Below are 13,758 nucleotides of genomic sequence, written 5' to 3'. Positions count from 1 at the left end.
CGCCGCCTGCCGCCACCTTGACCGGCGGCGGCCGATCATGCACTTGCTGGCCCATGGCGAAATCCAGCAAGCGCAAGACCCCGGCCGAGACCGATGAACGGCCCGAACCTGCCCCCCGCCGGTTGCCGGGACGCGGCGTGCTGCGCCGCTGGGTCCTGCGCGGGGTGCTGGGGGTGGCGGGCGCGGTCCTGTTCCTTGTGCTGCTGTTTTCCTTCTTCAACCCGCCCACGAACATCTACCAGCTTCAGGAAAGCGCCCGGCTTGGCGGGATCGAACGGGAATGGGCCGACTGGGACGACATCGCCCCGGTCATGGCCCGGTCGGTGGTGGCCGCCGAGGATGCCAATTTCTGCCTGCACTGGGGTTTCGACATGCGCGCGATCCGCGCCGCCATCGCCGAAGGCGGGAACCGCGGCGCCTCGACCATCAGCCAGCAGGTGGTCAAGAACGTCTATCTCTGGCACGGGCGCAACTGGGGCCGCAAGGCGATGGAGGGGATGCTGACACCGTTGGTCGAGCTTTTCTGGTCCAAGCGGCGGATCCTCGAAGTCTATCTAAATGTCGCGGAATTCGATGAAGGCGTCTTCGGGGTGCAGGCGGCGGCGCGGCATTACTTTGGCGTGGATGCCGCGAACCTGACGCCTGTGCAGGCGGCCCGGCTGGCCTCGGTGCTGCCCGATCCCAAGGGGCGCAGCGCGGCCCGGCCCGGCCCTGTGGTGCGCCGCAAGGCCGCGCAGGTTCTGGACGGCGCCGAAACCATCCGACGCGACGGCCGCGCCGCCTGTTTCGAGGATTGATCCGGGCGCGGCGCGGGGATTGAATTTCCGCCCCGCAGCGGGCATTGAAGGGGCGCAGCCAAGAAAAGAACGTGCCGCGATGAACCGCCTCTATCACTTCGCCCTGTCGCCCTTCTGCCGCAAGGTCCGCCTGACGCTGGCCGAAAAGCGGATCGAGGTCGAACTGGTGGAAGAACGCTACTGGGAACCCAGCCAGGAATTCCTGCGCCGCAACCCTGCGGGCAAGGTGCCGATCCTGCGGATGGATGGCCGGGTGCTGAGCGAAAGCCAGGCCATCTGCGAATTCATCGAGGAAACCAACCCCAACCCGCAACTGATGCCCCGCGACCCGGATACCCGGTACGAGGTGCGCCGGCTGTGCGCCTGGTTCGACGACAAGTTCCACGAGGAAGTCACCTCGAAGCTGCTGTACGAACGGGTCAACAAGAAGGTGATGAAGCTGGGCTACCCGGATTCGAAGAACGTCAAGGCCGGGGCGCAGGCGATCAAGTATCACCTCGACTACCTTGCCTGGCTTCTGGATCAGCGCCGCTGGCTGGCCGGCGACCAGATGACGCTGGCCGATTTCGCCGCCGCGGCGCATCTGTCCTGCCTCGACTATATCTCGGATGTCGACTGGAACCGGTCGGCCACGGTCAAGGACTGGTACGCGAAGATCAAGTCGCGCCCCTCTTTCCGTACATTGCTGGTCGATCAGGTGCCGGGCTTCCCGCCCCCGCGGCACTATGCCGATCTCGACTTCTGAGCCCGGCGCGGGCGGACAGGCCGGGGGCGCTTCGCCCCCCGGACCCCCCGAGGGTATTTTCGTCAGGTTGAAGGCGCGGCTTCTTCGGCAGGCATTGGCCGAGGGTTTCGCCGGGATGGGGATCTGCGCCCCTGACGCGGTGCCCGACGCGGCCGGACGCCTGCGCGCCTTTCTGGAGGACGGGCGGCATGGGCAGATGGGCTGGATGGCCGAGCGCGCAGAGTGGCGCGGATCGGCCGCCGCACTCTGGCCCGAGGCGCGGTCGGTCATCATGCTGGCCGAGGTCTACACGCCCGAGGCCGATCCGCTGGCGGTCCTGGAACACCCCGACCGCGCGGCGATCAGCGTTTATGCGCAGGGCAAGGATTACCACGATCTGGTCAAGCGCCGCCTGAAACGGCTTGGCCGGTGGCTGATCGACGCGGCTGCGCGCGACGGGCTGACGGCCGAAATCAAGGTCTTTGTCGACACCGCCCCGGTGATGGAAAAGCCGCTGGCGCAGGCGGCGGGGCTGGGATGGCAAGGCAAGCATACCAACCTTCTGTCGCGCGATCTGGGCAACTGGTTCTTTCTGGGGGCGATCTTCACCACGCTCGACCTGCCAAGGGACGCAGCCGAAATCAGCCATTGCGGAACCTGCCGCGCCTGTCTGGACATCTGTCCGACGCGGGCCTTCCCGGCGCCCTACCAGCTGGACGCGCGGCGCTGCATTTCCTATCTGACCATCGAACACAAGGGCCCGGTGGACGAGACGCTGCGCCCCCTTCTGGGCAACCGGATCTATGGCTGCGACGATTGTCTTGCGGTCTGCCCGTGGAACAAGTTCGCACAGGCCGCCACCGAGATCGGCTATCAGCCGCGCATCGGCGCGCCGGACCTGGCCGAGCTTGCGGTGCTGGATGATGTCGCCTTCCGCGCGCGTTTCGCGGGCAGCCCGATCAAGCGGATCGGCCGCGACCGGTTCGTGCGCAACGTGCTTTATGCGATCGGCAATTCGGGGCTTCCCGCCCTGCGCGACGTTGCCGCCGGATTGACCGCCGATCCCGCCCCCGAGGTCGCGGACGCGGCACAATGGGCGGTCGGGCGACTTTCCGCCGGAATTTCGGGAATTTGACCGCACCGGGCGATTCGGTGTTATCCTGCTCCTCCACCAGGAGAGGAGGACAGGCCATGAGCAAACATCTGGCAGACCGTCGCGAGCCCTCGGACGGGGGGCGGGTGAAGCACTTCCTGACGATCGCGCGGGAAGGCGGATCGTCGATCTGGGCGCGCCTGCATCGCCGTCCGCAACTGCGCAAGGAAGCCGGGCGTCGCATCGTCGAATATGCGCGGATCGAACGCGGTCGCAGCACCTGAGCCGGGTCGGCCCTGCGCACCGATGCGCGGGGCCGCCATGAAAAAAGGCCGCCGTCCCGGACCGGGAACGGCGGCCTTCTGTTTTGCCTCAAGGGATCAGGCGCGGACCAGCTTTTCGTAATCGGTGGCCACGCGGCGGGTCAGTTCCCCCACCTCGAAGGTGTAGTCGCCGATCTGGCCCACGGGCGTGATCTCGGCCGCGGTGCCGGTCAGGAAGCATTGCTGGAAGCCTTCCAGATCGCCGGGGTTGATCCGCACCTCATGCACCTTCACACCCATGTCCTTGAGCATGCCGATCACGGTCTGGCGCGTGATGCCGTTCAGGATCGCGTCGGGGATCGGCGTGAAGACTTCGCCATCCTTGACGAAGAAGATGTTCGCGCCGGTCGCCTCGGCCACATAGCCGCGATAGTCGAACATCATCGCGTCCGAACAGCCCTTCGCCTCGGCGGCGTGCTTGGACATGGTGCAGATCATGTAAAGCCCTGCGGCCTTGGCGGCATGCGGGATGGTCGCCGGATCGGGGCGGCGCCATTTCGCGATGTCGAGCTTTGCGCCCTTCATCTTGGCATCGCCATAGTAGTTGCCCCATTCCCAGGCGGCCACGGCCATCCGGATCGGGTTGCGCTTGGAGGCGACGCCCATGTCTTCGCCCGCGCCGCGCCAGGCCAGTGCGCGGACATAGGCGTTGGTCAGCCCGTTGGCCTTCAGCACCGCTTCCTTTGCGGCCTCGATCTCGGCCACCGAATAGGGCAGCGGCATGTCGAGCAGTTCGCCCGACTTGCGCAGCCGTTCGGAATGTTCGACCGATTTGAAGATCTTGCCGTTGTAGCAGCGTTCACCCTCGAAAACGGACGAGGCATAGTGGAGTGCATGGGTCAGGATATGGACCTTGGCATCGCGCCACTCCACAAGCTGCCCGTCCATCCAGATGTTTCCGTCGCGATCATCATAACCCGCCATGATCCCACCTCCTTCGGGAATTTGCGATTGTTGCGCCTCATAGGTCCGTTTCGGACATAAAGTTGCGCCAAATCTGCGTTTCGCTATCAGTTGAGTCTTGGAAAGTCAACAAGGCTGACATAAAATCCTCGGAAACGAGGGGGTGGGTCATGGCCGAGGGCAGCGTTGGGGGTGAAACCCTTCTGTTCCTGACGGACGAGCAGTTGCGCAAGGGCATCGAGGCGATGTTCTTCGCCTATCGCGGCTTCACCGCCGATCCCGACAGGATCCTTGAACGGATGGATTACGGCCGCGCCCATCACCGGGCGCTGCATTTCATCCATCGCAGCCCCGGCACAACGGTGAACAACCTGCTGTCGATCCTCGGCGTCACCAAGCAGTCGCTGAACCGTGTTCTGCGCAGCCTGATCGACGACGGTCTGGTCGAAAGCCGGGTCGGCCGCAAGGACCGCCGCGAAAGGCACCTGTTCCTGACCGAAAAGGGTGCCGAACTGGAACGCGAGCTGTCGGACGCCCAGAGGGCACGGATGCGCGCCGCCTACCGTGCCGCGGGGCCGGCGGCCGTTCAGGGGTTTCGGACCGTTCTCGAGGCGATGATGGACCCCGAGATGCGGCGACATTACCAGTCGATGAAGGAGAGCGGTTCATGAATGCCACGCAGGCGCATCTTCTGGTCGTGGATGACGACGAACGCATCCGGGGCCTGCTGCAGAAATTCCTGATGCGCAACGGGTTTCTGGTGTCGGTCGCGCGCGATGCCGCGCAGGCCCGGCGGCTTCTGTCGGGGCTGGAATTCGACATGATCGTGCTGGATGTGATGATGCCCGGCGAGGATGGCATCGCGCTCACGCGGTCGCTGCGGGCAAAGATGACGACACCGATCCTTTTGCTGACGGCGAAGGGGGAAACGGCGAACCGGATCGAAGGGCTGGAAGCCGGGGCCGACGATTACCTGGTCAAACCGTTCGAGCCGAAGGAACTGCTTTTGCGGATCAACGCGATCCTGCGGCGGGTCCCGGCGCAGGCCGCAGCCGAGGCGGGGCCGAAGGTGCTGCATCTTGGTCCTGTGCGCTATGACATGGAACGGGGCGAACTCTGGCGCGGCAACGAACCTGTCCGGTTGACCGCGACCGAGGCGCAGCTGATGCGGATCTTCGCGGCCAAGCCAGGCGAACCGGTCAGCCGCGAGGCGCTGGTGGGCGATCTGGGGCGCGACGACAGCGGCACGCAGGAGCGCGCCGTAGACGTGCAGATCACGCGCCTGCGCCGCAAGATCGAGGCCGATCCGAAACAGCCGCGCTATCTGCAGACGGTGCGGGGCGCGGGATATATGCTGCAACCGGATTGAGGGCAGGCAAGGCCGGGGGCGCTGCGCCCCGGACGCCTCACGCCCCTCCCCGGACGGGTGTTTGGGTCAATATGAAGGAGCGGGCCTTGGCAACAGCGTTCTATTCCCATCCCGATTGTCTGGATCACCGCGAGCCGCCGGGCCATCCCGAACAGGCCGCGCGGCTGAAGGCGGTGGAGCTTGGCCTTTCCGGCCTGCCGGTGGAGCGGCGCGCATGCCCGATGGGCGACGAGGCCGATGTGTTGCGCTGCCATCCGGCCCGCTACATCGAGGCGGTCCGGCGCGCGGTGCCCGTTGAAGGCTGGTCCGACTGGGACGGGGACACCTACCTGTCGCCCGGTTCGCTGCGCGCGGCCCTGCGCGGCGTCGGCGGGGCTTGCGCGGCCGTCGATGCCGTCATGGCGGGGGAAATCGCGAATGCCTTCGTGGCCGCCCGCCCGCCCGGACATCACGCGGAAAGCGAACGCGCGATGGGCTTCTGCCTGTTCGGCACGGTCGCGATCGCCGCGCGCCGGCTTCTGGACCATCACGGGCTGAAGAAGGTAGCGATCGTCGATTTCGACGTCCACCACGGCAATGGCACGCAGCAACTGTTGTGGGACGAGGCGCGCGTGCTGTTCGCCTCAAGCCAGCAGATACCGCTGTTTCCCGGCTCGGGCTTTCCCGAAGAGGTGGGCGCGCATGGCCAGATCGTCAACGTGGCCCTGCAGTCGGGCACCGGCGGGGCCGAGATGCGCGCGGCCTACGAGGCGCGGATCTTTCCGGCACTGGAGCGGTCGGATGCGGAATTCCTGCTGATCTCGGCCGGGTTCGATGCACATGAGGATGATCCGCTAGCCACGCTGCGCTGGCGCGAGGCCGATTTCCGCTGGCTGACCGAACGGCTGTGCGACTGGGCGCGCCGGTCCTGCGGCGGGCGGGTGGTATCGTGCCTTGAGGGCGGCTATGATCTGCGCGCGCTTGCGGCCTCGGTCGCGGCCCATGTCGAAGTTCTGGAGGAATACGGAAGATGACCGAAAAGCCCGTTGCCGAGATGACATTCGAAGAGGCGATGGCCGCTCTCGAGGCGGTCGTCGGCCAGCTGGAACGCGGCGACGTGGCGCTTGAGGCGTCGATTGCCCTTTATGAACGCGGCGCGGAACTGAAGAAGCACTGCGCCGACAAGCTGGCGCAGGCCGAAGCGCGGGTCGAGATGATCCGCGCACAGGAAGGCCGTGCGGTGGGAACCACTCCGGCGGAGGGGCTGTGAGCTTTCGCGAGGTTCTGGCTGCTGATGCCGCGCTGATCGAGGTACGTCTGGCCCTGGCACTGGCCGGCATGGCCGACCAGCCCGTCGTCCATGCGATGCGCTATGCGGTGTCGGGCGGCAAGCGGCTGCGCGGGTTTCTGGTGCTGGAAGGCGCGCGAATGCACGGGCTGACCACCGAAGCCGCCCTATCGGCGGCGGCGGCGGTCGAGGCGCTGCATGCCTACAGTCTTGTGCATGACGACCTGCCCAGCATGGACGATGACGATCTGCGCCGCGGCCAGCCCACCGTGCATGTGAAATGGGACGAGGCGACCGCCATCCTTGCCGGGGACGCGCTGCAGACGCTGGCGTTCGAGCTGATGTGCGCCCCTGCGCTTGGTCCGGCAGAGGTGCGCGTGGCGCTGGTCGCGGGTCTGGCGAAAGCATCGGGCGCAGAGGGCATGGTTCTGGGCCAGGCGCTGGACATCGCCGCCGAAACCGCGCCCGCGCCGCTGACGCTGGCGCAGATCACCGAATTGCAGGCTGGCAAGACCGGCGCCCTGATCCGCTTTTCCGCCGAGGCCGGGGCGATCCTGGCCGGGGCCGATCCCGCCCCCCTGCGCGCCTATGCCACGGCCCTGGGCCTGGCCTTCCAGATTGCCGACGACATCCTTGATGTCGAGGGCGACGCGGCCGCGGTGGGCAAGCGCGTGGGCAAGGATGCCGATGCGGGCAAGGCCACCTTCGTCTCGCTTCTGGGGCTGGAGGGCGCAAAGGCACGGGCCACAGCCCTGATCGACGAGGCCGAGGCCGCGCTGACGCCCTATGGCGCTGCGGCAGAAACCTTGAAGGAGGCCGCGCGTTTCGTTATCGCGCGGCGGAACTGACGGCCCCGGCGCGGGGCGCGTGCGCGGAGGGCGCAGGATGACCGAACGACCCCATACCCCGATCCTCGACCGCGTGCGTGTGCCCGCCGACATGAAGGGGCTAAGCGACCGCGAGTTGCGCCAGCTGGCCGACGAGCTGCGGGCCGAGACGATTTCGGCCGTGTCCGTCACCGGTGGGCACCTTGGCGCGGGCCTTGGCGTGGTCGAACTGACCGTGGCGCTGCATGCCGTCTTTGACGCACCGCGGGACAAGATCATCTGGGACGTGGGCCACCAGTGCTATCCGCACAAGATCCTGACCGGGCGTCGCGACCGCATCCGCACGCTGCGCATGGAGGGCGGGCTGTCGGGTTTCACCAAGCGCAGCGAAAGCCCCTATGACCCTTTCGGCGCGGCGCATTCCTCGACCTCGATCAGCGCGGCCCTGGGATTTGCCTGCGCCGCCGACCTCGGGGGGGATCCGGGCGATGCGGTGGCGGTGATCGGCGACGGGTCGATGAGCGCGGGCATGGCCTTCGAGGCGATGAACAACGCAGGCCATCTGAAGCAGCGGCTGTTCGTCATCCTCAATGACAACGAAATGTCGATCGCCCCGCCGGTGGGGGCGCTGTCCTCCTATCTGTCGCGGCTTTACGCGGGCGCGCCGTTCCAGGATCTGAAGGCGGCTGCGAAGGGGGCGATGGGGCTTTTGCCGGAACCCTTCCAGGAAGGCGCGCGGCGCGCCAAGGAAATGATCAAGGGCATGGCCGTGGGTGGCACCCTGTTCGAGGAACTGGGGTTTTCCTATGTCGGGCCGATCGACGGCCATGACCTTGACCAGTTGCTGCCGGTCCTGCGGACGGCGCGGGCCCGGGCGACGGGGCCGATCCTGATCCATGTGCTGACGAAGAAGGGCAAGGGCTATGCCCCGGCCGAACGCGCGGTGGACAAGGGGCACGCCACGGCGAAATTCGATGTGATCACCGGCCAGCAGGTCAAGGCCCCGTCGAACGCGCCGAGCTATACCAAGGTTTTCGCGCAAAGCCTGATCCGCGAGGCGGAATCGGACGAACGCATCGTGGCGGTGACGGCGGCCATGCCCGATGGCACCGGCCTCAATCTGTTCGCCGAACGCTTCCCGCGCCGCTGCTTTGACGTGGGCATCGCGGAACAGCACGCTGTCACCTTCAGCGCGGGCCTTGCCGCCGGCGGGTTGAAGCCGTTCTGCGCGATCTATTCCACCTTCCTGCAGCGCGGCTATGACCAGGTGGTGCATGACGTGGCGATCCAGCGGCTTCCGGTGCGCTTCGCGATCGACCGGGCGGGGCTGGTCGGGGCCGATGGCGCGACCCATGCGGGCAGCTTCGACGTGGCCTTCCTGGCAAACCTGCCGGGCATGGTGGTGATGGCCGCCGCCGACGAGGCGGAACTGGTGCACATGGTCGCCACCGCCGCCGCCCATGACGAGGGGCCGTCGGCCTTCCGCTATCCGCGCGGCGAAGGCGTGGGGGTCGAGATGCCCGAACGCGGCCAGCCGATCGAGATCGGTCGCGGCCGCTTGATGCGCGAAGGCGCCGGCGTGGCGCTTCTGTCCTTCGGGACGCGGCTGGCCGAGGTGCTGAAGGCCGCGGAATCGCTCGCCGCGCGCGGCCTCGCCCCGACCGTGGCCGATGCCCGGTTCGCCAAACCGCTGGACCGCGACCTGATCCTGCGCCTTGCGCGCGAACATCAGGCGCTGATCACCATCGAGGAAGGGGCTGTTGGCGGCTTTGGCAGCCATGTCGCGCAACTCTTGGCCGACGAGGGGGTGTTCGACCGGGGGCTGAAGTTCCGCTCGATGGTTCTGCCCGACACCTTCATCGACCAGGCCAGCCCCGAGGCGATGTATCGCCTGGCCGGAATGGACGCCCCCCAGATCGAGGCGAAGGTGCTTGAGGTTCTGGGCGTCACTACCCTGGGCAAACGCGCCTGAACGCGCGGCCTGATCCAGCGGACAGCCGGGCCTTTCGGCCCGTCTGGCGCCTTTTAACCGCCGCCTCCGGCGGGGGTATTTCGATCAGGTTGAAGCATGGGGATCAGGTTCCGATTTCAACCTGACCCGAAATACCCCCCGCGGAGCGTCCGCAGCTTCCGCCCGCCCGCGGTCAGAGGGGGGTGGCCTGCAGCCGTGTCCCGTCATGCCCGGTGATGCGGGCGCGCATCAGCGTGCCTTCGGGCTGATCCAGGGCGAAGGCCACCTCGGTGAAATCCTCCAGCCGGGCAGTGCGGGGGCCTTCGGTCAGGACGGTCAGTGTCAGGCCCTGGCGGGCCCCCAGGTGCGCGGCCAGGCGGGCGGCGCCCTTGTCGCGCAACCGCGCGGCGCGATCCCTGATCACGGGGCCCTTGACCTGCGGCATGCGGGCGGCGGGCGTGCCCTTGCGCGGGCTGAAGGGAAAGACGTGCAGGAAGGTCAGCCCGCAGTCATCCACCAGCCGCAGAGAGTTTTCGAACATCTCCTCGGTCTCGGTGGGAAAGCCCGCGATGATGTCGGCGCCGAAGACGATGCCGGGCCGCAGCCGCCGCGCCTCTTCACAGAAACGGATCGCATCGTCGCGCAGATGCCGCCGTTTCATCCGTTTCAGGATCATGTCGTCGCCCGCCTGCAGCGACAGGTGCAGATGCGGCATGAGCCGGGGTTCGCTGGCGATGGCCAGCATCAGGTTTTCATCCGCCTCGATCGAGTCGATCGAGCTGATCCGCAGGCGCGGCAGGTCAGGCACCAGCCGCAGGATGCGCATCACCAGATCGCCCAGCCGGGGTGTGCCCGGCAGGTCCGCGCCCCAGGAGGTGAGGTCAACACCGGTCAGCACCACTTCGTTGAAGCCGCGATCCACAAGGCGCTTGATCTGGTCCACCACCACGCCCGCGGGGACCGACCGGGAATTGCCGCGCCCGAAGGGAATGATGCAGAAGGTGCAGCGGTGGTCGCAGCCGTTCTGCACCTGCACATAGGCGCGGTGGCGGCCAAAACCGTCGATCAGGTGACCCGCCGTCTCGCGGACCGACATGATGTCGTCGACCTGCACCTTTTCGGTTTCGCCGATCAGGTCGCGCGGGGTGGCAAGCGCCGCCCATGTCTCGGCCTGCATCTTTTCGTGGTTGCCGATGACCCGTGTGACCTCGGCCATCGCGGCGAAGGTTTCGGGTTCCGTCTGCGCCGCGCAGCCCGTCACGATGATCGGTGCGCCCGGGTTTTCGCGCGACAGGCGGCGGATCTCCTGCTTGGCCTTGCGCACGGCCTCGGCGGTCACGGCGCAGGTGTTCACCACGACCGCGCCATCCAGCCCGGCATCGGCGGCCAACTCCTTCATCGCCTCGGTCTCGTAGGCGTTAAGGCGGCAGCCGAGCGTGGCGAAGACCGGAGGTTTCAGGGCGGGCGGTTTGAGGGCGGGCAGCTTCATGGCGGGAAGGCTCATGGCCGGGCAACCGGAAAGCCGGGCGCGAGCGTGGCGGTGAAGACATGCGCGGTGGGGCCGGTCATCCAGACGCCATCCTCGCGCCAGTCGACCTCAAGCTGCCCGCCGTCGAGGTCAAGCAGCACCCGCCGCCCGGTCAGCCCCCGCAGATGCGCGGCCACGGCCGTCGCGCAGGCACCCGAACCGCAGGCCAGCGTGATCCCGGTGCCGCGTTCCCAGACCCGCATCCGCAGCCGGTCGGGCGCCGTCAGCGAGGCGAATTCCACATTGGTGCGTGCCGGGAACAGCGGGTCATGTTCCACACCCGGGCCGGTGCCCGCCACATCCACCGCCTGGGCATCCGGCACGAAGAAGACGCAATGGGGGTTGCCCATGCCCACGGCCACCGGATCGCCGGGCAGGGGCAGATGCAGCGTGTCCATGTCCCGCGCCAGCGGCACCTCTGCCCAGTCCAGTTGCGGCGCCCCCATGTTGACGCTGACCAGACCGTCGGCCCTTCGCCGGGCCGAAAGCAGCCCCCGCGACGTCGACAGGGTGACCGCCTCGCGCCCGGCCCCCCGCATCACGAAATCGGACACGCAGCGCGTGGCGTTGCCGCAGGCCCCGGCGCGGCTGCCGTCGGAGTTCCAGAAATCCAGCCTGAAATCGGCGCTGTCGCTGTCCAGGATCTCGGCCAGCTGGTCAAAGCCCACGCCACGGTGCCGATCCCCAAGCGCGCGCGCCAGTTCGGGTGTCGTGACCGCCTCGCGCCCGCGCGAGTCGATCACCACGAAATCGTTGCCCAGCCCGTGCATCTTCATGAACGAGAGGCCGGTTTCGGGCAGGGCAAGGGCAGGGTTCTGTTCCATGAGCCGCCATATACGCCCCCGCCCGGATTTTTGCCAGAGCCGCGCGAATTTGCCCTTGACCCTGCCGGGCTTAGCCCATAATCAGCGGCCCTGTCGTGGGCCCGTAGCTCAGTTGGTAGAGCAACTGACTTTTAATCAGTGGGTCACAGGTTCGAATCCTGTCGGGCTCACCACTGAAATCAATGACATGAAGATGTTCGTCGGTTCAGGGCGCGGTAAGCGCCCTTGGGGGCCACTGGGACCGCAAGGTCTGCTTTTGCAGTCAGGTGCGGCGCAGCGTCCAGTCATTGGCCGGACGGGCGTGGCGCGTGGTCAGCCGTGGCAGCGGATGTCGCCCGCGAATCCGTGCATGATGCGTTCCAGTGCCAGGACCGCCGCTGACATCGTTTCCGGATCCAAATCTTCGTCCGGCTGATGGCTGATACCGTGACGGCAGCGCGTGCACCGCCTGCCGACCGGACAAGGATCGACCACCGCCGGGGCAACATGCGTTGCGCTTGGCGTCCGTAGGCGCGCGAACCTCAACCGTCAGCGAGACCGCGCATGGCACGGCGCCGGACGCCCGCTTTGCCGCGTTGCCCGACGCGGTGATCCTGTGGCGCGGGTTCCTTTTCCGCATACCGATTCGGCTTCACGCGGTCGCAAGAGGCGTGGCCGCGAAAATTCGTGGCCCGGTACCGCCGTCGCTGACGGAAGGAATTCCGGCGCCGACAGGATGGCAGAGGGTCGGGCGGATCGGCTAAAGTCCACCCAGTCCTAACCAAAGGAGCGCCCGATGCTGACGAATGACCAACTGGCCCTGTGGGACCGGGAAAACTTCTTCCATCCCTCGACCCATCTCGCGCAGCATGCGCGGGGGGAAACGCCCAGCCGTGTCATCCGCACCGCATCCGGCGTCCATATCGAGGATCGGGACGGAAACCGCCTGCTGGACGCCTTCGCGGGCCTTTACTGCGTGAATGTGGGCTACGGCCGGCCCGAGATCGCCGAGGCGATTGCAGCGCAGGCGCGCGAACTGGCCTATTACCACGCCTATGTCGGCCACGGGACCGAGGCGAGCATCACGCTTGCCAAGATGATCCTGGACCGCGCGCCCGCGAACATGTCGAAGGTCTATTTCGGCCTTGGCGGGTCGGACGCCAATGAAACCAACATCAAGCTGGTCTGGTATTACAACAACATCCTCGGGCGGCCGGAAAAGAAGAAGATCATCAGCCGCTGGCGGGGCTATCACGGGTCCGGCCTGATGACCGGCAGCCTGACCGGGCTTGAGCTGTTTCACCGGAAATTCGACTTGCCGCTGGCGCAGGTGATCCACACCGATGCGCCCTACTTCTACCGTCGCGCCGACCACGCGCAGACCGAGGCAGAGTTCGTCGCGCACTGCGTGGCCAGTCTCGAGGCGCTGATCGAACGCGAGGGCGCCCATACCATCGCGGCCTTCATCGGCGAACCCGTCCTTGGCACGGGCGGGATCGTCCCGCCGCCTGCGGGGTATTGGGACGCCATCCAGAAGGTGCTCAGGAAGCATGATATCCTTCTGATCGTGGATGAGGTCGTCACCGGTTTCGGGCGGCTTGGCACGATGTTCGGGTCCGATCACTACGGGATCGAGGCCGACATCATCACCATCGCGAAGGGCCTGACCTCGGCCTATGCGCCCCTGTCGGGGTCCATCGTGTCGGATCGCGTCTGGAAGGTGCTGGAACAGGGAACCGACGAGAACGGCCCCATTGGCCACGGCTGGACCTATTCGGCCCACCCGATCGGTGCGGCGGCCGGTGTGGCGAACCTGAAGCTGATCGACGATCTGGGCCTGATCGACAACGTGCGCGAGGTGGGCGCCCATCTGCGCGCCCGCATGGCCGAGGCGCTGGCGGATCACCCCCATGTGGGCGAGGTCCGCGGCGAGGGGATGCTGTGCGCCGTCGAACTGGTCGAGGATCGCGACGGTCGCGTCTTCTTTGACCCGGCACGCAAGGTCGGGCCGCAGGTTTCGGCGGCGATGCTGGCCGACAGCAAGGTGATCGCCCGCGCCATGCCGCAAGGCGACATCATCGGATTTGCCCCGCCCTTCTGCCTGACAAAGGCCGAGGCCGATCAGGTGGTCGCGGCCGCGGTCGCGGCGGTGCGGAAGGTTCTGGGCTGATCC

The 13,758-nt window shown here is 67.0% G+C and carries 14 protein-coding genes and 1 tRNA gene; 12 read left to right on the top strand and 3 right to left on the bottom strand.

The genetic code is table 11. The annotated features are described in order from the left end of the window. Nucleotides 1–53: 53 nt before the first annotated feature. From mtgA to E7811_RS06600, 4 genes are all read left to right on the top strand, one after another. Nucleotides 54–797 (top strand): monofunctional biosynthetic peptidoglycan transglycosylase, encoded by a 744-nt coding sequence (gene mtgA / locus E7811_RS06615; RefSeq protein ID WP_136393740.1) that lies wholly within the window; start codon nucleotides 54–56, stop codon nucleotides 795–797. A 79-nt stretch (nucleotides 798–876) separates the two neighbouring features. After that, complete coding sequence (gene fzlA / locus E7811_RS06610; RefSeq protein ID WP_136393739.1) at nucleotides 877–1,542, top strand: FtsZ-binding protein FzlA; 666 nt, start codon at nucleotides 877–879, stop codon at nucleotides 1,540–1,542. A 67-nt stretch (nucleotides 1,543–1,609) separates the two neighbouring features. After that, nucleotides 1,610–2,656, top strand: a complete 1,047-nt coding sequence (queG, locus tag E7811_RS06605) for a tRNA epoxyqueuosine(34) reductase QueG (protein WP_281277029.1) — start codon at nucleotides 1,610–1,612, stop codon at nucleotides 2,654–2,656. 56 nt (nucleotides 2,657–2,712) lie between these two features. Then, nucleotides 2,713–2,898, top strand: coding sequence for a hypothetical protein (locus tag E7811_RS06600; protein WP_136393737.1), 186 nt, complete (start codon nucleotides 2,713–2,715; stop codon nucleotides 2,896–2,898). A gap of 96 nt (nucleotides 2,899–2,994) precedes the next feature. Here the strand turns inward: E7811_RS06600 and E7811_RS06595 are convergent, their stop codons facing one another. Continuing rightward, nucleotides 2,995–3,861, bottom strand: a complete 867-nt coding sequence (locus E7811_RS06595) for a branched-chain amino acid aminotransferase (RefSeq protein WP_136393736.1) — start codon at nucleotides 3,859–3,861, stop codon at nucleotides 2,995–2,997. A 149-nt stretch (nucleotides 3,862–4,010) separates the two neighbouring features. Here E7811_RS06595 and E7811_RS06590 point away from each other — a divergent pair, with 149 nt between their 5' ends. From E7811_RS06590 to dxs, 6 genes are all read left to right on the top strand, one after another. Next, entirely contained in the window at nucleotides 4,011–4,511 is a 501-nt protein-coding gene (locus E7811_RS06590; protein WP_136393735.1) for a MarR family winged helix-turn-helix transcriptional regulator, read from the top strand. Then, complete coding sequence (locus E7811_RS06585) at nucleotides 4,508–5,209, top strand: response regulator (protein ID WP_136393734.1); 702 nt, start codon at nucleotides 4,508–4,510, stop codon at nucleotides 5,207–5,209. Before E7811_RS06590 ends, E7811_RS06585 begins: the two co-directional genes overlap by 4 nt. A gap of 86 nt (nucleotides 5,210–5,295) precedes the next feature. Next, nucleotides 5,296–6,222, top strand: a complete 927-nt coding sequence (locus tag E7811_RS06580; RefSeq protein ID WP_136393733.1) for a histone deacetylase family protein — start codon at nucleotides 5,296–5,298, stop codon at nucleotides 6,220–6,222. After that, complete coding sequence (locus E7811_RS06575; protein ID WP_136393732.1) at nucleotides 6,219–6,458, top strand: exodeoxyribonuclease VII small subunit; 240 nt, start codon at nucleotides 6,219–6,221, stop codon at nucleotides 6,456–6,458. The genes E7811_RS06580 and E7811_RS06575 overlap by 4 nt, the downstream gene beginning before the upstream one ends. Beyond that, nucleotides 6,455–7,324 carry a polyprenyl synthetase family protein gene (locus E7811_RS06570; protein ID WP_136393731.1) on the top strand — a complete coding sequence of 290 codons (870 nt, stop codon included), beginning with the start codon at nucleotides 6,455–6,457 and terminating at the stop codon, nucleotides 7,322–7,324. Before E7811_RS06575 ends, E7811_RS06570 begins: the two co-directional genes overlap by 4 nt. 37 nt (nucleotides 7,325–7,361) lie before the next feature. Next, complete coding sequence (gene dxs, locus E7811_RS06565; RefSeq protein ID WP_136393730.1) at nucleotides 7,362–9,275, top strand: 1-deoxy-D-xylulose-5-phosphate synthase; 1,914 nt, start codon at nucleotides 7,362–7,364, stop codon at nucleotides 9,273–9,275. Nucleotides 9,276–9,447: 172 nt separating this feature from the next. Here the strand turns inward: dxs and mtaB are convergent, their stop codons facing one another. Next, the gene (gene mtaB / locus E7811_RS06560) at nucleotides 9,448–10,713 is read right to left on the bottom strand and encodes a tRNA (N(6)-L-threonylcarbamoyladenosine(37)-C(2))-methylthiotransferase MtaB (RefSeq protein ID WP_136394262.1); all 1,266 of its coding nucleotides are present in this window, start codon (nucleotides 10,711–10,713) and stop codon (nucleotides 9,448–9,450) included. A 41-nt stretch (nucleotides 10,714–10,754) separates the two neighbouring features. Further along, complete coding sequence (gene dapF / locus E7811_RS06555) at nucleotides 10,755–11,606, bottom strand: diaminopimelate epimerase (RefSeq protein ID WP_136393729.1); 852 nt, start codon at nucleotides 11,604–11,606, stop codon at nucleotides 10,755–10,757. Nucleotides 11,607–11,703: 97 nt separating this feature from the next. Between dapF and E7811_RS06550 the strand changes: the two genes are divergently transcribed. Both E7811_RS06550 and E7811_RS06545 read left to right on the top strand, forming a co-directional pair. After that, nucleotides 11,704–11,779 (top strand) — tRNA-Lys (locus tag E7811_RS06550). Between the two features lie 602 nt (nucleotides 11,780–12,381). Further along, on the top strand, nucleotides 12,382–13,755 hold the full coding sequence (locus tag E7811_RS06545) for an aspartate aminotransferase family protein (RefSeq protein ID WP_136393728.1): 1,374 nt from the start codon (nucleotides 12,382–12,384) through the stop codon (nucleotides 13,753–13,755). Nucleotides 13,756–13,758 lie beyond the last annotated feature (3 nt).

Origin of the sequence: Aliigemmobacter aestuarii, from assembly GCF_004799285.1 — a bacterium.
Lineage (GTDB): Bacteria > Pseudomonadota > Alphaproteobacteria > Rhodobacterales > Rhodobacteraceae > Aliigemmobacter > Aliigemmobacter aestuarii.
This window is presented reverse-complemented; position numbering and strand designations above follow the sequence as displayed.